The sequence below is a fragment of the Burkholderia sp. USMB20 genome (assembly GCF_000949135.2).
Classification (GTDB): Bacteria; Pseudomonadota; Gammaproteobacteria; order Burkholderiales; family Burkholderiaceae; genus Burkholderia.
This window is the reverse complement of the sequence record NZ_JTAN02000019.1, coordinates 359727-386495: the sequence shown is the minus strand read 5'-3', so window position 1 is coordinate 386495 and position 26769 is coordinate 359727. Positions and strand designations below refer to the sequence as shown.

Annotated in this window: 22 protein-coding genes; 12 read left to right on the top strand and 10 right to left on the bottom strand. The window is 68.9% G+C overall.

Going from position 1 to position 26769, the window contains the following annotated elements; all coding sequences use genetic code 11:
- The first annotated feature begins 5 nt into the window (after positions 1–5).
- Positions 6–1565 carry a D-xylose ABC transporter ATP-binding protein gene (gene xylG / locus PL79_RS26285; protein ID WP_044844280.1) on the top strand — a complete coding sequence of 520 codons (1560 nt, stop codon included), beginning with the start codon at positions 6–8 and terminating at the stop codon, positions 1563–1565.
- A complete protein-coding gene (locus PL79_RS26280; RefSeq protein WP_044844279.1) occupies positions 1562–2761 on the top strand; it encodes a sugar ABC transporter permease in 1200 nt (399 codons plus the stop codon). Before xylG ends, PL79_RS26280 begins: the two co-directional genes overlap by 4 nt.
- A 167-nt stretch (positions 2762–2928) precedes the next feature.
- Here the strand turns inward: PL79_RS26280 and PL79_RS26275 are convergent, their stop codons facing one another.
- From PL79_RS26275 to PL79_RS26230, 10 genes are all read right to left on the bottom strand, one after another.
- Positions 2929–3267: a hypothetical protein gene (locus PL79_RS26275; protein WP_135801147.1), complete on the bottom strand. Its 339-nt coding sequence runs from the start codon at positions 3265–3267 to the stop codon at positions 2929–2931.
- Positions 3267–4064: an alpha/beta fold hydrolase gene (locus tag PL79_RS26270; protein WP_193759882.1), complete on the bottom strand. Its 798-nt coding sequence runs from the start codon at positions 4062–4064 to the stop codon at positions 3267–3269. The genes PL79_RS26275 and PL79_RS26270 overlap by 1 nt, the downstream gene beginning before the upstream one ends.
- Before the next feature lie 253 nt (positions 4065–4317).
- Entirely contained in the window at positions 4318–4608 is a 291-nt protein-coding gene (locus PL79_RS26265) for a hypothetical protein (RefSeq protein ID WP_135801146.1), read from the bottom strand.
- Positions 4609–5123: 515 nt separating this feature from the next.
- A complete protein-coding gene (locus tag PL79_RS26260; RefSeq protein ID WP_044844340.1) occupies positions 5124–7082 on the bottom strand; it encodes a phosphatase PAP2 family protein in 1959 nt (652 codons plus the stop codon).
- A gap of 239 nt (positions 7083–7321) precedes the next feature.
- Positions 7322–8842: a GGDEF domain-containing protein gene (locus PL79_RS26255; RefSeq protein ID WP_044844277.1), complete on the bottom strand. Its 1521-nt coding sequence runs from the start codon at positions 8840–8842 to the stop codon at positions 7322–7324.
- A gap of 202 nt (positions 8843–9044) precedes the next feature.
- The gene (locus PL79_RS26250; protein WP_044844276.1) at positions 9045–10517 is read right to left on the bottom strand and encodes an NAD-dependent succinate-semialdehyde dehydrogenase; all 1473 of its coding nucleotides are present in this window, start codon (positions 10515–10517) and stop codon (positions 9045–9047) included.
- A 98-nt stretch (positions 10518–10615) separates the two neighbouring features.
- Entirely contained in the window at positions 10616–11107 is a 492-nt protein-coding gene (locus PL79_RS26245) for an Lrp/AsnC family transcriptional regulator (RefSeq protein ID WP_006749694.1), read from the bottom strand.
- A gap of 86 nt (positions 11108–11193) precedes the next feature.
- The gene (locus PL79_RS26240; RefSeq protein WP_044844275.1) at positions 11194–12594 is read right to left on the bottom strand and encodes an aspartate aminotransferase family protein; all 1401 of its coding nucleotides are present in this window, start codon (positions 12592–12594) and stop codon (positions 11194–11196) included.
- A 160-nt stretch (positions 12595–12754) separates the two neighbouring features.
- The gene (locus PL79_RS26235) at positions 12755–13681 is read right to left on the bottom strand and encodes a 2-hydroxyacid dehydrogenase (protein ID WP_044844274.1); all 927 of its coding nucleotides are present in this window, start codon (positions 13679–13681) and stop codon (positions 12755–12757) included.
- Between the two features lie 12 nt (positions 13682–13693).
- Positions 13694–14554: a GNAT family N-acetyltransferase gene (locus PL79_RS26230; RefSeq protein ID WP_044844273.1), complete on the bottom strand. Its 861-nt coding sequence runs from the start codon at positions 14552–14554 to the stop codon at positions 13694–13696.
- A 470-nt stretch (positions 14555–15024) separates the two neighbouring features.
- Here PL79_RS26230 and PL79_RS26225 point away from each other — a divergent pair, with 470 nt between their 5' ends.
- The 10 genes from PL79_RS26225 to PL79_RS26180 all read left to right on the top strand — a co-directional run bounded on the left by PL79_RS26225 (position 15025) and on the right by PL79_RS26180 (position 26767).
- Positions 15025–15693: a haloacid dehalogenase type II gene (locus PL79_RS26225; RefSeq protein WP_044844272.1), complete on the top strand. Its 669-nt coding sequence runs from the start codon at positions 15025–15027 to the stop codon at positions 15691–15693.
- Between the two features lie 210 nt (positions 15694–15903).
- Positions 15904–17442, top strand: coding sequence for a methyl-accepting chemotaxis protein (locus tag PL79_RS26220; RefSeq protein WP_044844271.1), 1539 nt, complete (start codon positions 15904–15906; stop codon positions 17440–17442).
- A gap of 887 nt (positions 17443–18329) precedes the next feature.
- On the top strand, positions 18330–19913 hold the full coding sequence (locus tag PL79_RS26210) for an ABC transporter substrate-binding protein (RefSeq protein WP_044844270.1): 1584 nt from the start codon (positions 18330–18332) through the stop codon (positions 19911–19913).
- 79 nt (positions 19914–19992) lie between these two features.
- Entirely contained in the window at positions 19993–20946 is a 954-nt protein-coding gene (locus tag PL79_RS26205; protein WP_044844269.1) for an ABC transporter permease, read from the top strand.
- A gap of 30 nt (positions 20947–20976) precedes the next feature.
- Entirely contained in the window at positions 20977–21936 is a 960-nt protein-coding gene (locus PL79_RS26200; protein ID WP_044844339.1) for an ABC transporter permease, read from the top strand.
- Positions 21936–23810, top strand: coding sequence for an ABC transporter ATP-binding protein (locus PL79_RS26195; RefSeq protein WP_044844268.1), 1875 nt, complete (start codon positions 21936–21938; stop codon positions 23808–23810). Before PL79_RS26200 ends, PL79_RS26195 begins: the two co-directional genes overlap by 1 nt.
- Positions 23811–24020: 210 nt before the next feature.
- Entirely contained in the window at positions 24021–25298 is a 1278-nt protein-coding gene (locus PL79_RS26190) for an NAD(P)/FAD-dependent oxidoreductase (RefSeq protein ID WP_044844338.1), read from the top strand.
- Between the two features lie 25 nt (positions 25299–25323).
- Positions 25324–25452: a hypothetical protein gene (locus PL79_RS36935; protein ID WP_268906936.1), complete on the top strand. Its 129-nt coding sequence runs from the start codon at positions 25324–25326 to the stop codon at positions 25450–25452.
- Between the two features lie 11 nt (positions 25453–25463).
- Positions 25464–25916, top strand: a complete 453-nt coding sequence (locus PL79_RS26185) for a helix-turn-helix domain-containing protein (RefSeq protein WP_044844267.1) — start codon at positions 25464–25466, stop codon at positions 25914–25916.
- Positions 25917–26032: 116 nt separating this feature from the next.
- Positions 26033–26767 (top strand): cupin domain-containing protein, encoded by a 735-nt coding sequence (locus PL79_RS26180; RefSeq protein ID WP_044844266.1) that lies wholly within the window; start codon positions 26033–26035, stop codon positions 26765–26767.
- Positions 26768–26769 lie beyond the last annotated feature (2 nt).

Genomic DNA, 26769 nt, shown 5'->3' with positions numbered 1-26769 from the left:
AACGTATGACCGAACCCTTGCTGACGATGCGCGGCATCGTCAAGGCATTCGACGGCGTGAAGGCGCTCGACGGCATCGACCTGACCGTGCGCCCCGGCGAGTGCGTCGGCCTGTGCGGCGAGAACGGCGCCGGCAAGTCGACGCTGATGAAAGTGCTGTCGGGCGTCTACCCGCACGGCACGTGGGACGGCGAGATCCGCTGGGAAGGCGCGCCGCTCGCGGCGTCCGGCGTGCGTGACACCGAACGCGCGGGCATCGTGATCATCCACCAGGAACTGATGCTGGTGCCCGAGCTGTCGGTCGCCGAGAACATCTTCCTCGGCAACGAGATCACGCTGCCCGGCGGGCGCATGCACTATGCGGAGATGGTGCGGCGTTCGGAAGCGCTGCTGCGCGAGCTGCGGATCGACGCGATCAACGTCGCGCAGCCGGTGATGAACTACGGCGGCGGCCATCAGCAGCTGATCGAGATCGCGAAGGCGCTGAACAAGCGCGCGAAGCTGCTGATCCTCGACGAGCCGTCGTCGTCGCTGAGTGCCGCCGAGACGCGCATCCTGCTCGACATCGTGCGCGACCTGAAGCGCCGCGGCGTCGCGTGCGTATACATCTCGCACAAGCTCGACGAAGTCGACGCAGTATGCGACACGGTGACCGTGATCCGCGACGGCCGGCATGTCGCGACCGAGCCGATGCGTGCGCTGACCACCGACCGGATCATCGCGATGATGGTCGGCCGCGAGATCCGCAACCTGTATCCGCGCGAGCCGCACCAGATCGGCGACGTCGTGCTGGAGGCGCGCAACGTGACCTGTCACGACGTGGCGAACCCGCGCCGCAAGCGCGTGGACGACGTGTCGTTCAGTGTGCGGCGCGGCGAGATCCTCGGCGTCGCCGGGCTCGTCGGCGCGGGCCGCACCGAGTTGATGCAGGCGATCTTCGGCGCGTATCCGGGGGCGAGCACGGCGACCGTGCGGATGAACGGCCAGCCGCTCGCGATCCGCTCGCCGGCCGATGCGATCCGCGCGGGCATCGCGATGGTGCCGGAGGATCGCAAGCGCCACGGGATCGTGCCGCAGCTCGGGGTCGGCCACAACATCACGCTGTCGGTGCTGCGCCGGTTCGCCGCGCGCGGGCGGATCGACGCGGCCGCCGAACTCGATGCGATCCGCACCGAGATGCAGCGGCTGTCGGTGCGCGCGGCGCACCCGTTCCTGCCGATCGCGAGCCTGTCCGGCGGCAACCAGCAGAAGGCCGTGCTCGCGCGGATGCTGCTGGCCGACCCGCAGGTGATGATCCTCGACGAACCGACGCGCGGCGTCGACGTCGGCGCGAAGGCCGAGATCTACCGGCTGATCTTCGCGCTCGCGAAACGCGGCGTCGCGCTGATCGTCGTGTCGTCGGAGCTGCCGGAAGTGCTCGGGCTCGCCGATCGTGTACTGGTGATCGGCGAAGGCGAGCTGCGCGGCGATTTCGTCAACGACGGTCTCACGCAGGAACAGATCCTCGGCGCCGCGCTGAAACCCGCGCGGCAGCCGTCCGAACCCATTGCAGCGAGTGCACCATGAATACCGAACTGTCTTCTTCTCCCGCCGTGCCGCCGGGCGCCGACGCGCGTCGCACGCACGGCCATCCGCTGCGCCAGGTGTTCGTGCGCTACAAGGTCCTCGCGCTGCTGTTCGCGGTCGCGGCGATCTGGGTGTTCTTCTCGGTGCTGACCGACGGCGCGTTCGTCACGCCGCGCAACGTGTCGAACCTGCTGCGGCAGATGTCGATCACCGGGATGCTCGCGTGCGGCATGGTGTTCGTGATCATCGCGGGCGAGATCGACCTGTCGGTCGGCTCGCTGCTCGGGCTGCTCGGCGGTGTCGCGGCGATCCTCGACGTCAATCGGCACTGGCCGGTCGCCGTGACGGTGCCGGCGGTGCTCGCGCTCGGCGTGCTGGTCGGGCTGTTCAACGGCTGGTGGTCGACCTACCGGCGCGTGCCGTCGTTCATCGTCGGGCTGGGCGGGATGCTCGCGTTTCGCGGGATCCTGCTCGGCGTGACGGGCGGCTCGACGATCGCGCCGGTGTCCGACGGCTTCGTGTTCATCGGCCAGGGCTATCTGCCGCGCGCGGCCGGCGACGGCCTCGCGGTGCTGCTGTTCGCGCTCGTCGCGCTGCTGGTGCTGCGGCAGCGCGCCACGCGGCACCGCTACCGGCTCGCCGTCGCGCCGCTGTGGCAGGACGTCGCGAAGGTCGTCGGCGCCGGGGCCGTGCTGTTCGCGTTCGTCGCGACGCTCGACCGCTACGGCGGCATTCCGGTGCCCGTGCTGCTGCTGCTCGCGCTGCTCGGCGCGTTCTCGTGGATCGCGACGCAGACCGTGTTCGGCCGGCGCATCTATGCAGTGGGTTCGAACCTGGAGGCGACGCGGCTGTCGGGCGTCGACACCGATCGCGTGAAGCTCGCGATCTTCGCGCTGATGGGGCTGATGTGCGCGTTCGCGGGCATCGTCAACACCGCGCGGCTGGCGGCCGGCTCGCCGTCGGCCGGCACGATGGGCGAACTCGACGCGATCGCCGCGTGCTTCATCGGCGGCACGTCGATGCGCGGCGGGTCGGGCACCGTCTACGGCGCACTGATCGGCGCGCTCGTGATGGCGAGCCTCGACAACGGGATGTCGATGCTCGACGTCGACGCGTACTGGCAGATGATCGTCAAGGGCGCGGTGCTGGTGCTGGCCGTGTGGATCGACGTGGTGTCGCGCTCGAACCGGCGCTGAGGCGGCGTTCTACGGCGCCTGCGCCTCGATGAAATCGACGCACGCCCGCGGCGGCGCCGGCACGAAGCGCCGCCGCGGGTGGTACGGATAACCCGCGCGGGTGTCCGGCACGGGCCGTTGACCTGCGCGACGCCTGAATGCAGCGAAATCCGGCGCCCGTTCCGCGACTACGTGCGGTCGCGATGGCGCGCGCGCGTCGCGCCCGTGATTACCGCGATGCCGAACAGAATGACGGCGACGATCTCGATGATGTGCTGCGACACATGCAGCGTCATCAGGCCCCATGCCACGCCGGCGATGAAAACGATCCATCCGAGCAGGTAGATAAGCAGGGTCATCACTTTTCTCCTGTAATTGTGGGTCATGACGCCGGTTGCCTGCGTTGCAATATCTGCCGGGCAACCGGCAATCCGGGATGTGCGCATATTTCGTACCCGGTGCGGCCGCGTCGTGCGCCAGATCTCAGGGATCGATCGTGCGCTGGCGTCTACGTCGGACACGAACATCAGGATCGCGCGGCGAGCCAGTTCCGAACGAGTCGCGCAACCTGCTTCCGGCGCTCGATCATCACCATGTGTCCTTCGCCTGGCAGCGCGTGATGGGTCACCGACGGCACCCACGCGGAAGTTTCGAGCGCCGCGTCGGCGAAGATCGGGTCGTCGGCGCCGCCGACGATCAACGTATCCGCGCGGATCCGCCGCGGCCACGGCGAATCGTCGCGTGCATCGTCACGCAATGCGCGCAGCGTGCGGACGATGACGTGTCGTTCGTTGACCGATGACGCGACGTGGCGGCGTCGACTGAACAGCGCCGCGCGCAGGAGCATGTTGCGCCAGCTGGCGCGGAAGCATCCGGACATCGTTTCGAGCAGACGGACGAAATCGGAGCGGGTCGTATGCACGATTTGCTGCTCGATGAGCCGGTAGCCTGTCGGGGCGAGGCGATGCGCGCTCGACACCAGCCCGAGTCGCGAGACGCGTTCCGGGTGGGCGGCGGCGAGGCGCGCCGCCACGACGCCGCCGAACGAGATGCCGATGAGCGTCGTGCACTGCCAATGCGCGGCGATGCCGCGCGCGAGATGCTCGACGATGTCGGCGATTCGGTATTGCGCACCGGGCTTGTCAGGATACCCGAGCAGGACGAATGGCGTGTCGGGCGGCAAGATACCGGCGACGCGGAGCAGGTCGCGCCGCAGCCGGCGCTTGGTCGTCTTCGAGACGAAGGCTTGTCCGCCGTTCAGTACGATGACCGCGGGTGGTTCGCTACCCACCTGTGCGGCCAGGATGCCGCCGTCCAGCTGCATCGTTCGAACGCGACGAGCACCGATCCGGAACGCGGTCGATTCGTCCGGTATGCGGTTCATGCGCTACCTCCTGATGAAAAGGTGCCGGCATCAACGCCGGGCAAGCATGCCGACGGTTAATGGCTTATAGGCCCCGTCGACAATTCAAAATATGGCGGATGTCCGTCGTACGCGCTGAAACAGAAAATGCCCGATGCGGCGCAGCGGGCGTTCTGGCGTCTGGTTACCGTCAGGTTTGGTAACGGACTATTGATTAAAGACCACGCTTTAAACGCCCTGCATAATCACTGGCTGCTTCATTCAGTGAATGGCTGGTGTTGATTGTCGCGATCAGTTCCTCCACGAACCACGGAAGGACGAGCGTCGTTTCTGCGCTCGACAAACCGACTTTCACGCGCTGCGAAGCGTAATCCGGTTGAGGTAGCGTCACGGGCAGAGCGGCATTGGATTGCGGCGTGTCAGCCGCAATGGCTTGCGCGTTCGAAAGCTGCGCATTTATCAAAAGCGCAAATGCCATGATTGCGTGTCGGACAGGTTTCTTCATTTTTCGCCATTCCCTGCGAGAAAATATGAATCGGAAAAGCAGGGAAATGATCCTAGCGAATCTGCTGCGCGAAAAGTATGTGAAATTTGTCATTATCTGTGCGAAAGCTCATGCTGAGTGTCCGGGTGGACACATGCACTCGGATCTAGACGACCGAGAAACGAGACCTTCGAAGCAGAATGGCGGTGGCCGCCGACGGTAAACCGAATCGAACTGGAACGCGTGGGCGAGCGACGCAAACAGGCTACGCGGTGCGCCCGGCGTAACTCACGGACTGTTGCAGGAACTGACGGAGATGGCGCGATTGAACAGGTTGTTCAGCGCGCGCGCTCGAATGGGTAATGAAGCGTCGCGTCCGCACCGATGTCCGACGTGAATGACGGTGCGAACGGATCGCGTTTGCCCGGCACCGTATCGCGGACGCTGCCGTTGTTCCCGGTCACATCGCGCCGAAGCGGTACCCGCCGACGCCGCCCACGGGCGGCGCCGTGGCGAGGATCGATGGCCGCTGCCGGTTACGACGCCGACAACCTGACCGACACCCCCGTCGCCGTATAAACCGGCGTCGCCTTGAACCCGTCGACCGTCACCGTCGAGAACGTCGCGGAGGCCGCCGCGCCGTCGATCAGCGCGATCGTGTCGCCGACCTTCGGCGCATAGCCGTTCACGAACTTCACGTGCAGCGTGCCGCCGGCGACGGTGAGCGGGCCGCCCACGCGCAGGCGTCCGCCGCCGTTGCCGTCGATGTCGAGTTCGAGCGTCGTGTTGTCGAGCTGGGTGTAGCGCGTCGCGATCGTGACGGGTGCGCTTGCCGCGATCTTCACGCTGCCGCCGGCGCTGACGTACACGTCGCCGGTGCCGAACGCGCTTGCCGATGCCGCGGCGAGCGTGCCGCCGCTGACCTGCGTGCCGCCCGTATAGCGGTTGTCGCCCGCCAGCGTCAGCGTGCCGGTGCCTTGCAGCGTCAGCTTGCCCGCGCCCGCGATGTCGTTGCGCCACTGGTCGGCCGCATTGAGCCCGCCCTGCGACGCATCCATCGACACGATCACGTTGCCGTTGAACGCGCCGTAGCCGTCGCCCGCGGCGAACAGGTTCAGGCGGCCCCAGCCTTCCGCATCGTCCATCACCGGATAGCCGGACTGCACTTCGGTGGTCTTCAGCACGACGCGCCGCTGGTCGGCGCTCAGGTACGGGAAGCGCGTCTGCAGCAGCACCTCCGCGCCCTTCGGCACGACGGGCGGTGCATCGGTCGATTCGATCGCGCCGAAGCCGAACGTCATGCGGCGCGTGAAAGCGGCCTTGTTGGTCGCGTAATCGGCGAACCGGTCGGTGGCCGTCGTGCCCGAATGCGCGAACGCGGCGAAGGTCGTGCCGGTCGTCCCCGTGAGTTGCTGAAGCGCCTGGTGAGCCTGACCGTACGCGGCCTGCGCGTCGCTCGCGTACGCGGTGAGGTTCGCCGCGCTGATGGCCAGCGCGAGCATGCGGCCGCCGATCACGTCGAGCGGCGAGTGCATGCCGGCGAGGATCCGGTTCTCGCCCAGTTCGAGGCCGCGGCTGACCATCTCCTGGAAGCGCTCCGGCACGAGCCACGCCATCGTCATCGCGTCGCGCATCGCTTCGGCCGTGTGGCCGCTGATGAAGCCGCCGTCGGTCGCGGGCGTCGTGCTTTCCGCCGGCACGAGCGTCGGCGCGACGACCACGCTCGCGCTCCAGCGGTACGGCCGTGCGTACTTGTAGAAGCGCTTCGACGGTTCGGTCGACGCGTTGTTGCCCATTTCGTTGAGCAGGTCGACGACTTTCCCGAAGTTCGCGTTGGCGCTGCTGCCGACGCCGACGTTGTTGCCGCTGTCGTTGTACAGCACCGTGGTGGCGTCGGCGGGCACGCTGGTGATGCTGGTCGTCTGCTGCGCGGCCGTGCGCCACGCGTCGGTGAGCGGGCCCATGCCGTCGGTCACGCTGTAGCCCTTGCCGCGCCGGTCGTCGAAGTAGGCGGCATCGGCCTGCTGTTGCGTGCGCGCGGTCGTTGCGTTGACCACGTATTGAACATTGGCTGCCAGCACCGTGTCGTTCAGGATCGTGCCGCACGGCGTGCCGCTGCCGGGCAGGCCCGAGCAGGTCGACGGCGAGATCGCCGGAAACGCGCCGTTCGCGGCCGCGGTCACGCCCGCGTCGACGAGCATCGTCGACGGCTGCCACAGGTCGAGGAAGCGGCTCACCACGCGTACCGCGGCGTTGGTCGACAGCGTCGCATAGCGCGCGTCGCCGCGCTGGTTGGTCGCGATGTTGTCGACGAAGGCCGGCACGCTCGGCACGGGTGCGCTGTCGACGAAGCCGGGGTCGGCCGGCGGCGCCGGCATGGCCGCGCTGGTCGGGGTGGTCGACGCGACATCGTCGCCGCCGCCGCACGCGGCGAGAACGATCGCACTCGACAGCGCTGCGACGTGCAGCGGGAAACGGCTTCGTGACGCAAACATGCAAAACTCCATCCGGTGTGTTGAAGATGGCGGATTGTCGTGGGCGATCGTGACGCAGCCGTTAAGGATTTGTTGCGGGGCGCGGTCGAAGCACGCGAATGCTCACTATTTGGTGAATTCGTGATACTGAACGTGATGGACGAGGCGAGTCGGCCATCGGCAGCGCATCGCAACGCGCCGGCCATGCGTGCGTCCGGCCGGACTGGTGTTCCCCGGAACGACGACGATAACCGGCGCGATCACGCCGCCTCGGCGGCCGAATCCGCATCGGCGCGGCACACGCGGTTTCTGCCGTGCCGCTTGGCCGCATAGAGCGCGAGGTCGGCCTGATGCGACAGCGCATGCACGGTCCGCGGGTGCGCACGATGGCCGGTCGCGCAGCCGATGCTGACCGTGAACTGCGGAATCGTTGCATCGAAGCCGTCGAGCCGGCTGTGTTCGACGGCGCGCCGGATCGCTTCCGCGACTTCCGCGGCGCCGCTTTCGTCCGTATCGGGCAGCACCGCGACGAATTCCTCGCCGCCGTAGCGTGCAGCGATGTCGCCGCGCCGCCGCACGTTCGCGCGGATGCATTCGGCGAGAAAGCGCAGCGCCGTGTCGCCTTGCGCATGGCCGTAGCGGTCGTTGTATTGCTTGAAGTGGTCGGCGTCGATGAACAGCACCGACAGGCTGCCGCCGCTGCCGCGCTGCAGCCGCTCCCATTCGTCGGCGAGCGCGGCATCGAGCGCGCGGCGGTTGTGCAGGCCCGTCAGCGGATCGGTGCGCGTCTGGTCCGTGAGCAGCGTCTGCTTGCGCAGGTTGTCGCGCAGCGCGAACGCGAGCAGCCACACCACCGCGCAGAACAGCGCGCCGATGACGGACGCCGACACGCCGACCGTCCACGTCAGGCGCGTGATGCCGGCCAGCACGTCGCCCTCGGCCGGGGCGACGACCGCGATCAACGGCGTGCCGGGCACGTGCTGGTACGTATAAAGCCGCGCGACGCCGTCGATGCTCGAGCGCGCCGCATAGAAGCCCGAGTCGCGGCTCAGCATCTGCACGAACGACTTCGTGCGGCGCAGCCGGCTGATCTGCTGATCGCTCAACGGCGGGTTTCTCGCGAGGATCGTGCCGTCCGCGCGCAGGATCGCGCTGACGCCGTGCGGTCCGACGTTCAGGCGCGACAGCAGGTGATCGAAGTAGGCCAGGTCGATCGCGACCACCACGATTCCGTCGAACGAGTGATCCGGCCGTTCGATGCGCCGCGACAGCGCGATGGATCTCGTGCCGCCGCGCGAACGCGCGCTATACGCCTCGGACACGTAGAGGCCGACGTTGTGCGCATCGCGATGGACCTTGAAGTAGTCGCGATCGCTGAAATCCCAGTTGTGGAGCGGGCCGCAGCATCCGTCGATCTGCCGGCCGTCGCGGTTCGTCACGCCCATGCCGGTCATGTATTGCGCGGTCGTGCGCTCGAACAGCACGTCGTGACGCAGCCCGGTGTCGATGCGCGCGACCGCGGGGTTGCGGAGGTTGGCGGCGAGTGCGACGAGCGCATTGTTGGACGTTTCGACGGTGCGCCCGATCTCGCTGACCAGGACGGCGGCGACGTTGCGCGACGTCTCGTGCGCATGTTCGACCACTTCGCTGCGTGCGGCCCACAGCGTGGCCGCGCTGATGCCGAGCGCCGCCAGCGACATCAGCGTGCCCAGCACGCCGACGATCAAGTAATTGCGGCCGGCCCAGTCGGCAATTTTCTCGATCGAAGTGGGTGCAGGCATGGCTGGCGCTCGTGCGGGAAGCTCGCTGCGTCTGCAGCGGCGCGGGTCAATTCCGGGTTAACGGCAAGTATGCCCGGAAATCGAGGCCGATTCGCGCCGCGATCGCCGCACCCGGCGCCGCAAACGTGTGCGGCAGCGGCGCACCGCGCAACGGGCATGCAGCCGCCGCGGCGCCGGGCGGCTGCATGCGATCGGCGCGGTATCAGTCGAGCCCGCCCTGGCACAGGTACTTGATCGACAGATAGTCGTCGAGGCCGTAGCGCGAGCCTTCGCGGCCGTAGCCCGATTCCTTCACGCCGCCGAACGGTGCGGCCTCGCTCGCGAGCGCGCCTTCGTTGATCCCGACGATGCCGGTTTCGAGCCGCGCCGACACGCGCGTGATGCGCCGCACGTCCTGCGTGTAGAAATACGCGGCAAGCCCGAACGGCGTGTCGTTCGCGGCATCGACGGCTTCGTCCTCGGTATCGAACCGGAACAGCGCGGCGACCGGGCCGAAGGTTTCCTCGCAGGTCAGCTGCATGTCGGCGGTGGCGTCGGCGAGCACCGTCGGCGCGTAGTAGTGCGGCCCGAGTTCGGTCAGGCGCGTGCCGCCCGTCAGCACGCGCGCGCCGCGCTCGATCGCGTCGCCGACGTGGCGCGCGATCTTGTCGACCGCGCGCGCGTTGATCATCGGGCCGATCTGCGCGGCCGGGTCGGTTGCAGGCGCAACCTTCAGCGCGGCAACGCGCGCGGCGAGCTTCGCGGCGAAAGCCTCGTAGACGCCGGCCTGCACGTACACGCGGTTCGGCGACACGCAGGTCTGGCCGCCGTTGCGGAACTTGGCGGCCATCAGCCCGTCGACCGCGGCGTCGAGCTCGGCATCGTCGAACACGATGAACGGCGCATTGCCGCCGAGCTCCAGCGACAGCTTCTTCAGCGTCGCGGCCGACTCGCGCGCGAGCAGCTTGCCGACGGGCGTCGAGCCGGTGAACGTGATCTTGCGCACGCGGCCGTCGGCGAGCCAGTCGGCCACCGCGTCGATGCCGCGTTCGCGCGACGCAGCGATCAGGTTCAGCACGCCGGGCGGCACGCCGGCTTCCTGCGCGAGGAACGCGAGCGCGAGCGCGGTGAGCGGCGTGTCCTCCGCCGGCTTCGCGACGACCGTGCAGCCGGCCGCGAGCGCGGGCGCGATCTTGCGCGCGATCATCGCGAGCGGGAAATTCCACGGCGTGATCGCGGCGACGATGCCGATCGGCTCCTTCACCGCACTCAACCGCTTGCCGCGCTGCTGTTGCGGAATCAGGTCGCCATACGTGCGCGTCGCTTCCTCGGCGAACCACTGCACGTACGACGCGCCATAGGCGACTTCGCCGCGCGCTTCGGCGAGCGGCTTGCCCTGTTCGCGCGACATCAGCTTCGCGAGATCGTCGGTGTGCGCGACGATCGCCGCGTGCCACGCGCGCAGGATCGCGGCGCGTTCGCGCGCGGGCGTCGCGCGCCAGCCGGGCAGCGCGCGTGCGGCCGCGTCGGTCGCGGCGCGCGCGTCGGCGGCGCCGCTGTCGGGTGCGTGGGCAACGAGGTCGAGCGTCGCCGGATCGGTGACGTCGAAGCGACGGCCGTCGAGCGCGTCGCGCCAGGCGCCGTCGATCAGGTTGGCGGTGCGAACGAGTTCGGTGCGGGACAGCGTAAGCGGCATGACAGGTCCTTGGGTGAGGCGGTTCGGCGGCGACGCCGGCGCGCGACGACCCCGCGCGGACAGCGGGCTGCCGCGTTCAAGGGTGCCGCGTGCTGCGGTCAGTGCCGTTCGCCGAACAGCGATTCGAGCGGGTAGTGCCGTTTGACGAACGGCGACTTGATGATCACGTAACTGAAATACTTCTCGATGCCGATGTTCTGCTCGAGCAGCCCTTCGACGATCGTCTGGTAATGGCTCACGCTGCGCGTGATGAACTTCAGCAGATAGTCGTAGCCGCCGCTCGCGAGGTGGCATTCGACGATCTCGTCGACGTTGCGGATCGCCGCGACGAAGCGGTCGAAGTCTTCGCGCCGGTGGTCGGCCAGCGTGACCTCGGTGAACACGACCTGCACGTCGCCGAGCTTCTCGAGCTGGATGTGCGCGCCGTAGCCGCCGATGTAGCCGGCCTTCTCGAGCCGCTTCACGCGAATCAGGCACGGGCTCGGCGACAGCCCGACCGCATCGGCCAGCTCGACGTTGGTCATGCGGCCGCGCTTCTGCAACTGGGAGAGGATGCGCAGGTCGATGCGATCCAGCTTGCTGTCCGTCATGGTTACGTGAGAGGGGAAAAAATGGAATGTCCGGTTACTTTAGAGTCGAACGATGGCCGCCACAAGCCCGGCTTTCCCTCGGCCCGTCAGGCCGGCTGCGCGTGCGCGACGTCGAGCGCGCGCTGCACGCCCGGGTCGGCCAGCACGTCGTCGAGCGTCTTGCGCACGCGTTCGAACATCAGGTCGAACTCGCCCGCGGTGAAGCTCAGCGCCGGCGCGAAACCGAGCACGCCGTCGCCGAACGCGCGAAACACCACGCCGTTCGCGTACGCGGCCGCCGCGATCTTGTCCGGCACGTTCAGCGCCGGGTCGAAGCGCGTCTTGTGCGCCTTGTCGGCCACCAGCTCGAGCGCGCCGAGCAGGCCGGCCGAACGCGCGTCGCCGACGAGCGGATGCGCGCGCAGCGCATCGAGCCCCGCCGCGAAGCGCGGCGCCAGCGCCTGGCCGTTCGCGAGCAGCCCGCCTTCGTGATAGAGCTTCAGCACTTCGAGGCCGATCGCCGCGCTGACCGGATGCGCGGAATACGTATGCCCGTGACCGACCGCGGCCGACTCCGCGCGGCTGCCCGCGATGCCTTCGTAGATTTCGTCGGACATCAGCACCGCGCCCATCGGCGCGTAGCCGGCGGTCAGGCCCTTCGCGACGGTCATCAGGTCCGGGTCGACCTGTTCGGTCTCGCACGCGAACAGCGGCCCCGTGCGGCCGAAGCCGGTGATCACCTCGTCGGCGACGAACAGGATGCCGAGGCGCCGGCACGCGTCGCGCATCGCCTTCAGCCAGCCGGCCGGCGGCACGATCACGCCGCCGGAACCCTGCACCGGTTCGCAGAAGAACGCGGCGACGTTGTCCGCGCCGAGTTCGGCGACTTTCGCTTCCAGCGCGGCGACCGACGCGGCGATCAGCGCCTGCGGATCGTCGCCGAGCGGATGGCGGTACGGGTAGGGCGACGGGATGTGGTGCTGGTCCGCGCGCGGCAGGTCGAAATGACGGTGGAACGCCGGCAGCGCAGTCAGGCCGGCGCCGATCGACGACGAGCCGTGATAGCCGCGTTCGAGCGCGATCATGTGCTTCTTCGACGGGCGGCCGGTCGCGTTGAAATAGTGCGTGATGAAGCGCACCGCGGAGTCGACCGCGTCCGAGCCGCCGAGCGTGAAGTACACGCGGTTCAGCGAAGGCGGCGCGAGCGCGGCGAGCCGCTCGGCGAGCTCGATCGCCGGCTGCGACCCGAAATGGAAATAGCCGGTCGCGTAGGGCAGCTTCGCCATCTGGTCGGCGGCGGCCTTCACGATGCTGTCGCGGCCGTAGCCGACGTTGACGCACCACAGGCCCGAGAACGCATCGAGCAGCGTATGGCCGTCGGCGTCGCGCAGGAACACGCCGCTCGCGGAGTCGAGCACGGTGACGCCGCGCGCTTCGTGCACGCGGTAGTTGACGACGGGGTGGATCAGGTGTTGACGATCGGCTTCGATCAGCGCGGCTTGGTTCATGGCGGGGAGGGACTCTCGTCGGGTGTCAGCGTGAGTTCATGCTACCGGGCGAGAAATCCGCACGTGTCTTCAATTTGCGCCCTGAAACGTATGAAAACGGTGTTTGCACGGGACGCTTCGGCATTTTCTGCTGCGCGCCCCGCCGGGCCGGGCGCGCGCGTCAGTAGCCGCGCGCGCGATCGACGACGCCGATCATCGGCTGGCCCGCGCGGTGGCGCGCGAGGTTCGCGAGCACGGCGTCGACCGCGGTATCGGGCCGCGTCGCGCTCGCGATGTGCGGCGTGATCCGGATACGCGCGTGCGTCCAGAACGGGTGGCCGGCCGGCAACGGCTCGGGGTCCGTCACGTCGAGGATCGCGCTGTCGAGCCGGCCGCTCGCGAGCGCCGCGAGCAACGCGGCCTCGTCGAGCTGCGGGCCGCGCCCGACCTGCACGAGCGACGCGCCGGCCGGCAGCGCGTCGAACACGCGCGCGCCGAGCAGCCCGCGCGTGCCGTCGGTGAGCGGGAGCAGGCAGATCAGGATGTCGGTGCGGGCGAGGAACGCGTCGAGTGCCGCGTCGCCCGCATAGCAGTCGATGCCGTCGAGCGTGCGCGGCGTGCGGCTCCAGCCGGCGCACGGGAAGCCGAAGCGTCGCAACGTGTCGAGCACGGCCTGGCCGAGCGTGCCGAGCCCGAGCACGCCGACGCGCCGCGACGCGGCCGCGCGCACTGGCCGCTCGCGCCACACCTGCGCGCGCTGCTGCGTCGCGTAGTCGAACAGGTCGCGGTGGATCGTCAGCACCGCCTGCGTCACGTACTCGACCATCCCTTCGACGATGCCCGGCTCGATCATCCGCACGACCGGGATGTGCGCGGGCACGCGCGACAGGTCGAACTGGTCGATGCCGGCGCCGACGGAGAACACGACCTCGAGATTCGGCAGCAGCGCGGCCGGATCGTCGGGCGGCTGCCAGGCGGCGAGATAGCGGACGGTTTCAGGGTCGCCGAGGTCCGGCCAGATCCGGAACGGGAGGTCGGGCGCCTGTTGCGCGAAGCGCTGCGCCCATTGCGCGCCGCGCACCGGGTCGGCCTTGTAGAGAAAGCTCATCGCGCGTGCCGCTCAGCCGAGCGCCTGGTTGACGATCGCGAACGTGCGCAGCGCCGGGTCGCGCGCGGGCGCCGCGCCGCGCGCCATCGCGACGACCGTGTCGACGCGCGGCAGCCCGAGCCCCTGCAGCCAGTCCGACAGCCCGCTGTCGCCCGGCACGTCGAGCCGCACGAACATCCCTTCGTGCAGCGCGAGCCAGTGGCTGATCAGCGCCTGCGCGCGCAGCGCGTCGGGCGCGACCACCGGGCCGATCACATGGCCGCGGCCGAAGCGGCGGAACAGCGCGAAGCCGAGCAGTTCGCCGTCGCGATCGAGCGCGATCCCGTTCGCGACGCCGAGCAGCGCATCGATCACCGCGTCGCGCGGATAACCTGCCGCGCGCGAGGCGAGCGCCGCGAGGCGCGGGCCGTCGTTGGTGCCGAGCGGGCGCAGGCGCTCGCCCGGCGGCAGCGAGATCAGCGGCGGCTGGAACGCGGCACCCTGGTGCTGGTCGATCGTGCCGATCGCCTCGAAGCCGAATTTCACGTAGAGCGGTTCGCCGGACGGCGTCGCATGCAGGAAGATCGTGCGCGCGCCGAGGCTGTCGACGACGCGCGCGAGCAGTTCGCGGCCGATGCCGCGGCTCTGGCGCTCGGGCGACACGATCACCATGCCGAGCGATGCGTGCGCGTCGCCGAAGCGCCAGCCGAGCGCGGTGCCGACGATGCCGCCTTCGTCTTCGGCGACGAAGCCGTGGCCGAGCTGGAGCGCGAAGCGCCAGTCGTCGAGACGGTGCGGCCACTTGACCGCTTCCGACAGACGATGCGCGGCGGGCAGGTCGGTGTCGGTGAACGGACGATAGATGAGCGTGCTGGAAGGGTTGAGATCGGACACGCCGGACTCCGGATGGGTAGGAATGACATATCGACTCTGCCAGCGACACCGCGGCGCGGATAGGACGATTCGCCTGTTTTCCGGCGACGGCGGGCGGCCGGGCGAGATCGACGCAAACCGGCGCGATCGGCGCGCGCGAACGCGCGCTTCATGCCGGCGCGGCACGCCAATCCGACAGCTTCTGCTGTGGGAATGACACTACGATGGAACTGCAGCGGCGCCGCCCGGGCGAGCCGCGCCGGGCCCGCCGGGTAGTTGGCGCGCCGCGGTTGCGCGAAGCATGCCGGGCGGCCCGCGGCGCCGCGCGCGGCCGTGCCGCAGATCGTGCTGCCCGCGGCCTGCAACACGCGGCGAATCTGCGTTTCGACCGGCGTCGAACGATGCGCGACGGATTTTTTGCCCTGATTCAATTGCGTTGAACCCAGCCCGTCCCCGGCCCTGCCGGGGTTTCATACCGACAGGACCTCACCATGATCCAATTTGAACCGAAGTTCATCACGTTCGACTGCTACGGCACGCTGACCCGCTTCCAGATGGCGGACCTGGCGCGCGAGATCTACGCGGACCGGCTGTCGCCGGTCGCGATGGAGGATTTCGTGCGCGCGTTCGCCGCCTATCGGCTCGACGAGGTGCTCGGGGCGTGGAAGCCGTACCGCGACGTCGTCGTCAACGCGATCCGGCGCACCTGCGCGCGCATCGGCACGCCGTTCGACGAAGCCGAGGCCGAGCGCTTCTATCATGCGGTGCCGACGTGGGGCCCGCATCCGGACGTGCCGGCCGGCCTGTCGCGGCTCGCGCAGAAGTACAAGCTCGTGATCCTGTCGAACGCCATGGACGAGCAGATCATGAGCAACGTGGACAAGCTCGGCGCGCCGTTCCATGCGGTGTTCACCGCGCAGCAGGCGCAATCGTACAAGCCGCGCATGCAGGGCTTCGAATACATGTTCGGCAAGCTCGGCTGCAAGCCCGAGGACGTGCTGCACGTGTCGTCGAGCCTGCGCTACGACCTGATGACGGCCGAGGATCTCGGCATCAAGCACAAGGCGTTCGTCAATCGCGGGCATGAGCCGGGCACGCCGTTCTACAACTATTACGAGGTGTCGGACATCGGCCACCTCGCGACGCAGCTCGGGCTGTAAGCGTCGCCGCGACCGCGGGCGGCTGCGTGCCCTGCGCGCGCCGCCGTGCCGGCAGGCCTGTCGGGGCCGGCCAAGGGGGCGCGACGGCCTTGCCGCTTTACGCGTCCGCTCACCGCACGAACCGAGGGTAATTACCGATACGGCGCCATTCAAGGCGGGGCCGTCCGAGCCGATATATGTACCGAACGGTTAATATCGCGAGGCCCCCGCATGAAGTTGTCCACGAAACTGCTGATGCTCGTCGTCGCGGCGCTGCTCGGCGTTGCATTGCTCGCCGCGATGTCGCTGCACACGCTGCGCGACGCGCTGATCGACAGCCGTCGTGACGAGATCGTCATTCTGCTGACCAAAGCCGAGCATCTGGTCGACTCGTATCGCGCGATGCAGGCGAGCGGAACGCTTACCCGGGAGCAGGCCCAGCAGCAGGCCAAGGCCGCGTTGTCCGCGCTCAATGCGAATTCGAAGAGCTACTACTGGGTGACGACGTCCGACGGCGTCAACCTCGTGCATCCGAACGCGAAGTTCATCGGCACCCGCGCGAAGGGCAACCGCACGACCAGCGGCCTGACCGACAGCGAGGCGTACCGCGCCGGAATGGCCCAGGCGCATTTCGCGCTCGTCGACGTGCTGATCAAGCGCAGTCCGGACGCGGACGTGGAGCCGAAACTCCAGGGCGTGGTCGCCGTTCCGGACTGGGACTGGTGGATCGGCACCGGATTCTTCTACGACGACATCAACGCGGCGTTTGCGCGGCTCGCGCAGGTGCTCGGCGCCATCACGCTCGTCATCGCCGCGGCGCTCGCGGCGATCGCGTGGGGGGTGTTGCGCAGCGTCCGGCGGACGCTGGGCGGCGAGCCCGCGCAGGCGGCCGGGATCGCGGCCCGCATCGCCGCCGGCGAACTGGACGTGCAGTTCGATACGGCGCGCGCCGCGCCGGGCAGCCTGCTCGTCGCGCTCGGCGACATGAAGGCGCGACTCACCGAAACCATCGCCGACATCCAGACTACGACCCGCTCGATTGCCGTCGGCACCGGTGAGATCGCGCAAGGCAACCTGGACCTGTCCCAGCGCACGGAGGAACAGGCCGCGTCGCTGCAGCAAACGGCCGCCAGCATGGAACAGATCACGTCGACGGTCAAACAGAATGCCGACAATGCACGTCAGGCGAATGCGCTCGTGACCCACGCGAAGGAGGCGACCGAACTCGGCGGCGCGGCCGTGCGGGAAGTCGTCGAAACGATGCGGCAGATTTCGGACGGATCGGTGCGGATCGCCGACATTACCGTCGTGATCGAGAGCATCGCGTTCCAGACCAACATTCTCGCGCTCAATGCCGCGGTCGAAGCCGCGCGGGCCGGCGAGGAAGGGCGCGGGTTCGCGGTCGTGGCCGCGGAGGTCCGCTCGCTCGCGCAACGCAGCGCGGCGGCCGCGAAAGACATCAAGGGATTGATCGAGGCGTCGGTCGAGCGGGTCGGCAGCGGCAGCCGGCTCGTCGAGACGGCCGGCGCGCGCATGACGGAGATCGTCCGGTCGATCGACCGGGTCGCCGACATCATGGGCGAGATTACCGCGGCATCCGCCGAGCAAAGCACCGGCATCGAACAGATCGGCCTGGCGGTCGCGCAGATGGACGAAGTGACCCAGCAGAATGCCGCGCTGGTGGAGCAGGCCGCCGCGGCCGCGTCCTCGCTGGATGAACAGGCGGCACGGTTGAGGGCCGCCGTATCGGTGTTCAGGCTGACGGCTTGATTGCTCGACTGTCTGACTGCGTGACTGCGTGACTGCGTGACTGCGTGACTGCGTGACCGCCTGACCGCCTGACCGCCTGACCGCCTGACCGCCGGACCGCCTGACCGTGTGACCGCCCGACTGCCCGGCTGCCCGGCTGCCTGATTGCTCGACGTCTGACTGCCTGACCGCCTGATCGCCCGACTGCTGACCGCCGCGTGGCACCCGCCGGCAACGCCATCACCTCGTTTTCCTGACGCCACGCCGGCAAGTGTTCGGCGTGGTGCTCACCAACCTGTCGGCGCCGACCGCGTCGCAGCGGGGAGTCGCGGCTTGACCGCCCGTCACGGGTTCGCGCCCGGCGTCGGATCATCCGACCGCATCCCTGTTGTCCGCCCGTCGTCCGGCAAAGCCGCTTCGACGTCGCGGCAATCTCCTGACCTTTCGTGCGCCCGCCGTCCTCGCGGCCGGCGCCCGCCGTCCGATGCGCGCGCGACGTTCCGGTCGCACCGGGCGCCGCGGGCCGCGAGCACGCATTCCACACAAACATGCGGTTTGCGTGCGTCGAACGCGTTTCGGATGCCGCGCGGCCAATTTTGTCGGCGCAATCTGCCGCGCGTATCACTTTACGATTTCCTTCGTCGCGCACGTATCGCGCAGTGGTCGCGACGCGGCATCGAGCCGATGGCGGTACGCGTGGTCACGCAGCAAATCATGCTGCGCGGGCGGTCCAAAACGGTCGAATCGTATCGTGCAGCCGCCCCGAATCGCGATAACCCGCATTTTGGCGATGCTTAAATGAACTCAATGCGCACGACGTCGCGCCCGAGACCAGCACACGGGCACGACGGGATTCTCGAACCACGCTGGACCCCAGGACCCACTTTCCACAGTCAGGAGCAGTTCGGATGAGCGACGATATCGACAACGGCAGCAAGGGCGGCTTCACGCGCCGCGACATGATGCGGGTCATGGCGGCGAGCGGCATGATGGCCGCCGGCGCCGGCGGGCTGCTGATGCAACCCGGGACTGCCTTTGCGGCACCCGCGCCCAAGCGCGGCGGCAAGATTCGGGTTGCGAACGAATCGGGCTCGACGGCCGATACGCTCGACCCGGCCAAGGGTTCGACGGGCGCCGACTACATTCGTTTCTTCATGTTCTACAGCGGCCTCACGCAGCTCGATGCGAGCCTGACGCCGCAGATGAATCTCGCCCAGTCGTTGCAGACGACCGACGCGAAGACGTGGATCATCAAGCTGCGCAAGGGCGTCACGTTCCACGACGGGAAACCGGTCACGCCGGCCGACGTGGTGTACTCGCTGATGCGCCACAAGAACGCGGCCACCGCGTCGAAGGTCAAGCCGCTCGCCGATCAGTTCGCCGACGCGAAGGCGAGCGGCCCGGACGAGGTCACGCTCGTGCTCGCGAGCGCGAATGCCGATCTGCCGGTGATCCTCGCGACGCCGCAACTCGTGATCGTCAAGGACGGCACGACCGATTTCAGCACCGGCATCGGTTGCGGCCCGTACAAGCTGAAGTCGTTCAAGCCGGGCGTGTCGACCGTCGGCGTGCGCAACGACAGCTACTTCAAGCCGGGGATGCCGTACCTCGACGAGATCGAGCTGATCGGCATCAGCGACAGCGCCGCGCGCCTGAACGCGCTGCTGTCGGGCGACGTGCACCTGATCAACGCGATCGATCCGCGCTCGACGCAGCGGGTCGCGTCGACGCCGGGCTATGCGCTGCAGGAAACCAAGTCGGGGCTCTATACCGACCTGATCATGCGCAGCGACAACCCGATCGTCGCGAACCCCGATTTCGTCGAAGGGATGAAGTACCTGTTCAATCGCGAGCAGATCCGCTCGGCGGTGTTCCGCGGCTACGCGGTGATCGGCAACGACCAGCCGATCCCGCCGGGACATCGCTACTTCAACGCGTCGCTGCCGCAGCGGCCGTACGATCCGGACAAGGCGAAGTTCCTGTTCCAGAAGGCGGGCGCGCTGGGCGCCGCGCTGCCGCCGATCTATGCGACCTCCGACGCGAACGGGTCGATCGAGATGGCCGTGCTGCTGCAGCAGGCCGGCCAGAAGATTGGTCTGAACCTGCAGGTGAACCGCGTGTCGGCGGACGGCTACTGGTCGAATCACTGGATGAAGCATCCGCTCGGCTTCGGCAACATCAACCCGCGTTCGAGCGCCGACGTGCTGTTCACGCAGTTCTTCAAGTCGGACGCGCCGTGGAACGAGTCGGGCTGGAAGAACCCGAAGTTCGACCAGCTGCTGCTCGCCGCGCGCTCGGAAACCGACGACGCGAAGCGCAAGCAGATGTACGGCGACATGCAGGTGCTCGTCGCGCAGCAGTGCAGGGTCGGCATCCCGGCCTTCATCAGCTTCCTCGACGGCTACGACAAGCGGATCGCGGGCCTCGGCTCGATCCCGACCGGCGGGATGATGGGCTTCATGTTCGCCGAGCACGTGTGGTGGAACGCCTGACGCCGGCGCGTGCCGCCGCCGTGCGGCCGGTGCGGATTGCCGCGCCGGCCGCACGCGGCCTTTACGGGAGTGAAGTTTCATGAATCGAATCCTGCTTGGACTGATCGGCCGGCGCATCGCGGTCACCGCGCTGACGCTGCTGATCGTGTCCGCGATCATCTTCACGATCACGAACCTGCTGCCGGGCGATGCCGCGCAGGCCGCGCTCGGCCAGTCGGCGACGCCCGAGACGGTCGCCGCGCTGCGCCAGCAGTTCGGCCTCGACATGCCGGCCCACGTGCGCTACCTGAACTGGCTCACCGGGCTGCTGCACGGCGATTTCGGCCGTTCGCTGTCCGGCGACATGCCGGTGTCGGCGATGATCGGCGGGCGCCTGCCGAAGTCGCTCGCGCTCGCGGCGATCACGACCGCCGTGTCGGTGCCGATCGCGCTGCTGCTCGGCATCCTCGCGGCGGTCAAGCGCGAGTCGGTGGTCGACCGCGTGATCAGCCTCGGCACGCTGGCGCTCGTCGCGACGCCGGAGTTCCTGATCGCGACGGTCGCCGTGCTCGTGCTCGCCGTGAAGCTGCACTGGCTGTCCGCGCTGTCGTACAGCGGCCCGATCGAGAGCCTGCACGATTTCCTGCGCGCGTACGCGATGCCGGTGCTGACGCTGTGCGCGGTCGTGATCGCGCAGATGGCGCGGATGACGCGCGCCGCGGTGATCGAGCAGTTGAGCGCGTCGTATGTCGAGATGGCCGTGCTCAAGGGCGCGAGCCCCGCGCGCGTCGTGCTGCGCCACGCGCTGCCGAACGCGATCGGGCCGATCGCCAATGCGATCGCGCTGAGCCTGTCGTACCTGCTCGGCGGCGTGATCGTCGTCGAGACGATCTTCAACTATCCGGGCCTCGCGAGCCTGATGGTCGATGCGGTCGGCAATCGCGATTTCCCGCTCGTCCAGGCCTGCACGCTGATCTTCTGCGTCGCCTACCTGACGCTCGTGCTGTTCGCCGACCTCTGCTCGATCGTGTCGAACCCGAGATTGCGGACCTGAGCGTCCCGCCCACCTTCCGAGATGCCGACCATGCACCCGACCGAACCCGTTCATCGCAGCAGCGCGCTGCCGCCGTCAGGCGAACCGCGCTCGCCGTCGGGAGGCGCGACGCCGCCCGCCGCGCCGTCCCCCGACCAGCCGCGCAAGCGCCGCGCCGCGCGCATCAGACTGACGACCGGCGGCCGCATCGGCCTGTCGATGGTCAGCCTGATGCTGTTCATCGCGGTGTTCGCGCCGCTGCTCGCGCCGCACGACGTCGGCGCGATCGTCACGCCGGACGTGTTCGCGCCGTTCAGCGCGAAGCTGCCGTTCGGCGCCGACTTCCTCGGCCGCGACATGCTGAGCCGGATCCTGTACGGCACCCGGCTGACCGTGCTGCTCGCGCTCGCGGCCGTGCTGCTCGCCGCGCTGACCGGCACGACGCTCGGGCTGCTCGCGACCGTGTCGGGCCGCGCGGTCGACGAGACGATGAGCCGGCTGCTCGACGCGCTCACGTCGATTCCTTCGAAGATGTTCGCGCTGATGTTCGTCGCGGCCTTCGGCTCGTCGCTGCCGCTGCTGGTCCTCACCGCCGCGGTCAGCTACATGCCGGGCTCGTACCGGATCGCACGCGCGCTGGCGGTCAACATCAGCACGCTCGAATTCGTGCAGGTGGCGCGGGCGCGCGGCGAGAGCGCGCTGTACATCGCGTGCGTCGAGATGCTGCCGAACATGATCCATCCGATGCTCGCCGATACCGGGCTGCGCTTCACGTTCGTCGTGCTGCTGCTGAGCGGCCTGAGCTTTCTCGGGCTCGGCGTGCAGCCGCCGTACGCGGACCTCGGCTCGCTCGTGCGCGAGAACATCGCGAGCCTCGGCGACGGCTCGGCCGTCGCGATCATGCCCGCGGTCGCGATCGCGATCCTGACGGTGGGCGTCAACCTGTTGATCGACGGCCTGCCGCATCGCGGCCGCCGCAAGGGCGCGGCCGCGGCCGCGGGAGAACACTGATGCGAGATGAATCGACTCCGCTCGTCGAGGTGCGCGGGCTGCGCGTGGTCGGCGGCCGGCCGGGCGGCGAGGAAACGACGATCGTCCACGGCGTCGACTTCGAGATCGCGCGCGGCGAGGTGCTCGCGCTGATCGGCGAATCGGGCTCCGGCAAGACGACGATCGCGCTGTCGCTGATGGGCCATGCGCGCACCGGCTGCCGGATCGCCGGCGGCTCGGTGAAGCTCGGTGGAACGGACGTCTGCACGCTGTCCGCGCAAGGCCTGACCGCGCTACGCGGTCGGAAGGTCGCGTACATCGCACAGAGCGCGGCCGCCGCATTCAACCCGTCGCGCACGATTCTCGACCAGGTGATCGAGAGCGCGCTCATCCACAAGACGATGACGAAGCGCGACGCGCAGGCGAAGGCGGTCGAGCTGTTCCGCGCGCTCGCGCTGCCGGAGCCCGAGACGATCGGCAAGCGTTATCCGCACCAGGTGTCGGGCGGCCAGCTGCAGCGGCTGATGGCCGCGATGGCGCTGATCACCGATCCGGAGCTCGTGATCCTCGACGAGCCGACCACCGCGCTCGACGTGACCACGCAGATCGACGTGCTGCAGGCGTTCAAGAGCGTGATCCGGCGCTACGGGATGAGCGCGGTGTACGTGTCGCACGATCTGGCGGTGGTCGCGCAGATGGCCGACCGGATCGTCGTGCTGAGCGACGGCGTGATCCGCGAAGTCGGCGCGACCGAGCAGATCCTGCATGCGCCGGCGCACCCGTACACGCAGAGCCTGATCGCGGCCGTCACGCCGAACGATGCGCAACGCGACGAGAAACCGGCGCCGGCCGAACCGGCGCCGCTGCTCGACGTGCGCGGTGCGGTCGCCGGTTACGGCGGCCGGACGGCAAAGGGCTGGCCCGCGAAGCTGATCCTGCACGAAGTCGACCTGCGCATCGGGCGCGGGCAGACGGTTGGCGTGATCGGCGAATCGGGCTCGGGCAAGACGACGCTCGCCAAGGTGATCGCGGGCCTGGTCCCGGCGGCGGCCGGGAAGATTCTGCTCGACGGCGAGCCGCTCGCGCTCGATATCGCCAAGCGCACGAAGGAGCAGCACCGCCGCGTGCAGATCGTGTTCCAGAACGCCGATACCGCGCTCAATCCGGTGCATACCGTCGAGCGCACGCTCGCGCGGCCGCTCGCGTTCTATCACGGGATCAAGGGCGCGCGGGCGCGGCAGCGCGTCGCCGAGCTGCTCGAACTCGTGCGGTTGCCGCCCGCGGTGGCCTCGCGGCGTACCGGCGAGCTGTCCGGCGGGCAGAAGCAGCGCGTGAACCTCGCGCGTGCGCTCGCGGCCGAGCCCGACCTGATCCTGTGCGACGAAGTCACGTCGGCGCTCGATACGGTCGTCGGCGCCGCGATCATGGATCTGCTGCGCGACCTGCAGGCGAAGCTCGGCGTGTCGTACGTGTTCATCACGCACGACATCGCGAAGGTGCGCGCGATCAGCGACGACATCGTCGTGCTGTACGCGGGCCGCCGTGTCGAAACCGGTAGCCGCGACGCGCTGTGCGCGCCGCCTTATCACCCGTATTCGCATCTGCTGGTGTCGTCCGCGCCGGAGCTGCGCGCGGGCTGGCTCGGCGATGCGGCCGAGCGTTGCCACCGACCGCTGGTGCCGATCGGCGAGCGCGAGAACGACGCCGAGCTGTGTCCGTTCCTGTCGCGCTGCGCGATGCGCGTGGACGGCGTCTGCAACCGGACGGCACCGGCGCTGCGCACGCTCGGCAACGGCGCGCAGGTGCTGTGCCATCGCAGCGAGGAAGACCTCGCGCGCTTCCAGGCGGAACCGGCGCCGGAGGGTGCCGCGCCCGAGCAGCCGGTGCAGCTGTAGCGCGCGACACGCCGGATGTTCGCCGCGCGCGACGTGGCAAGTGACGCAGCGAACGGCGCACCGCATAGTCTGCTGCGGCGGTCGCGCAAAACGGCGCTTTGTGCGCGTGCCGCGCGCGAATACGCGGCAACTGCGGTTTTTGATGGTGATTAAATGATTTCCCATGAACGGCCGCCGATCGTCGTCGCCGACCTGCTCGAGAAGGAACCGATGAAATTCGAATCGTACTGGCTGGATACCCGCCCCGCGTTTCGCGCCGGCTGCGAAGGGCCCGTCGAAGGGCGCGCCGACGTGGTCGTGATCGGCGGCGGCTTCACCGGCCTGTCGGCGGCGCTGGCGCTCGCGCAGCGCGGCGTATCGGTGGTCGTGCTCGACGCCGCGCAGGTCGCGGGCGAAGCGTCCGGCCGCAACGGCGGCCAGTGCAATACGGGCGTCGCGCAGGACTACGCATCGCTGGCCGCGCGCATCGGCGCGGAGCCGGCGAAGCAGTTCTATCGCGCGTACGAAAGCGCGGTGAAGAGCGTCGAGACGATCGTCGCCGAGCACGCGATCGACTGCGATTTCCGGCGGGCGGGCAAGCTGAAGCTCGCCGCGAAGCCGCAGCACTTCGCGGGGCTCGAAAAGACCTTCGACGCGTTGCGCCGCGATGTCGATCCGGACATCGAACTGATCGAGCCGGCGCGGATTCGCGACGAAGTCGCTTCCGACGGTTTCTACGGTGGACTCCTGCAGCGCAACGGCGCGCAGATGCACATGGGCAAGTTCGGCGTCGGGCTTGCGCAGGCGGCCGTACGCGCCGGCGCGCGCGTCTACGAGCATGCGGCCGTCACGCAGCTCGAGCGGCTCGACGGCGAGCGCCACGCGATCACCTGCACGCGCGGCAGGATCGTCGCCGATCGCGTGCTGGTCGCGACCGGCGCATCGCAGCACGGCCCGTTCGGCTGGTTCCGGCGGCGCATCGCGCCGGTCGGCAGCTTCATCGTCGTGACCGAGCCGCTGCCCGACGCACAGTTGAACCGGCTGTTCCCGCAGCGCCGCGCCTACGTGACGTCGCGCCAGATCGGCAACTACTTCCGCGTGACGCCCGACAACCGGCTGCTGTTCGGCGGCCGCGCGCGCTTCGCGATGTCGAGCCCGCGCTCCGACGCGAAAAGCGGCGACATCCTGCGCGCCGGCATGGCCGAGTATTTCCCGGAACTGGCCAAGGTGCGGCTCGATTACTGCTGGGGCGGGCTGGTGGACATCACCGCCGACCGGCTGCCGCGCGCGGGCCAGCACGACGGGCTCTATTACTCGATGGGCTACAGCGGCCACGGCGTGCAGATGTCGGTGCACATGGGCCGCGTGATGGCCGACGTGCTGTACGGCGCCGCCGCGTCGAATCCGTGGCGCGACCTCGAATGGCCGGCGATGCCCGGCCATTTCGGGCACGCGTGGTTTCTGCCGATCGTCGGCGCGTATTACCGGATCCAGGATTTCCTGCACTGAAGCGACTGCCCCCGGAGGATTGGATATGACCGCACGATTCGTTTGCCCGCTCGCCGCCGGCAACGGCCGCCGCGACGGGACCGGCGGCGACACGATGGCCGGGCCGGGCGCGCCCGGCGCCGCGCCGCGCACTGCCGCGCAGGCGGCCGCATGAGGACGGCGAGTATGGTCACCCTGTTCCACGACGCGGACGAAGGCGCGACGCCTCGCGCACCGCGTGTTCCGCAGCCCGTATCGCCGGCGATCGGCGACGTGCTGCGCACGATCGATGCGTCATTCGCGCAGCCGCTGAACCTCGACACGCTCGCGGCGGTGGCCGGATTGAGCGTGTCGCGTTTCACCGCACGCTTTCGCGGCGAAGTCGGGTTGTCGCCGCACCGGTATCTGTGCCTCGTGCGCGTGCGGCGTGCGCAGGACTTGCTGCGCGCCGGCCTCGCGCCGTCGGTCGTCGCGACCGAGGTCGGCTTCTTCGATCAGAGCCACCTGTGCCGGCATTTCCGGCGGGTACTCGGGATCACGCCGCGCGATTACGTGGTCGCGCGGCCGGGCACGCCTGCGCGGCCGTCTTCGATGCGCCCGCACACCGAGCGCCGCGCAGCGTCGTGTCACGCCGCGTAGGCGCAACGGCGACGGGCACGCCTGACGGATGGCCGGCGAGCGCGCCGGCGAACGACCCTTTCCGATATCGCGCGACGGTTTTCAACCCGGCCGCCGCGCATTGCACAGGAGCAGAAATGACCGCAGCTTTCGTGTTGCACCGTGCCGACGGCGCACCTTCGTCAACCGCGTTTCGCCAGCAGGCGTTCGGCGCGAACGATCCGTTCGCGCGACATCGGGAGATCGCCTGGGAAGGGCCCGACGCGATGGCCGCCGGACGTATCGCCTTCGCCGGCGAACTCGACGTGGCGAGCTTTCCGCACATCGAAACCATCGCGATCATCGAAGGCGAGCTGACGCTCGAAGCGGCCGGCGCCGCACCGCTCGTGCTGGGCCCGGGAGAAGGGGCCGTGATCGGCGGCGGCACGGCGCTGCGCGTCACCGCGGCATCGCGCGTGCTGTTCACGTTCTGCGCGGCCGCGTGCGCGACACCGACGCAGCGCGGCGTGTTCGCGCTGCGCGCCGACGCCGACTTCAAGCCGTCCGCGACGCTGCCGCCGGAGGTCCTGCTCGGCCCCGCGCCGCAATGCCGCAGCGACAACGTGTTCGTCGACGACGGCGCCGGGTACTGCGCGGGCACGTGGGATTCGACGCCGTATCACCGGATCGTTCGCCCGCATCGCGTGAACGAATTCATGCTCCTGCTGGCCGGCGGCGTCCGGTTCGCGGCGCCCGACGGCAGCGTGCTGTCGCTCGGCGCCGGCGACGCGCTGTTCGTGCCGCGCGGCGCGTCGATCGGGTGGGAAAGCAGCGAGCGCGTGGCGAAATTCTACGTCGTGCAGAACGTCCACGTATCCACCGAACGAGACTGACC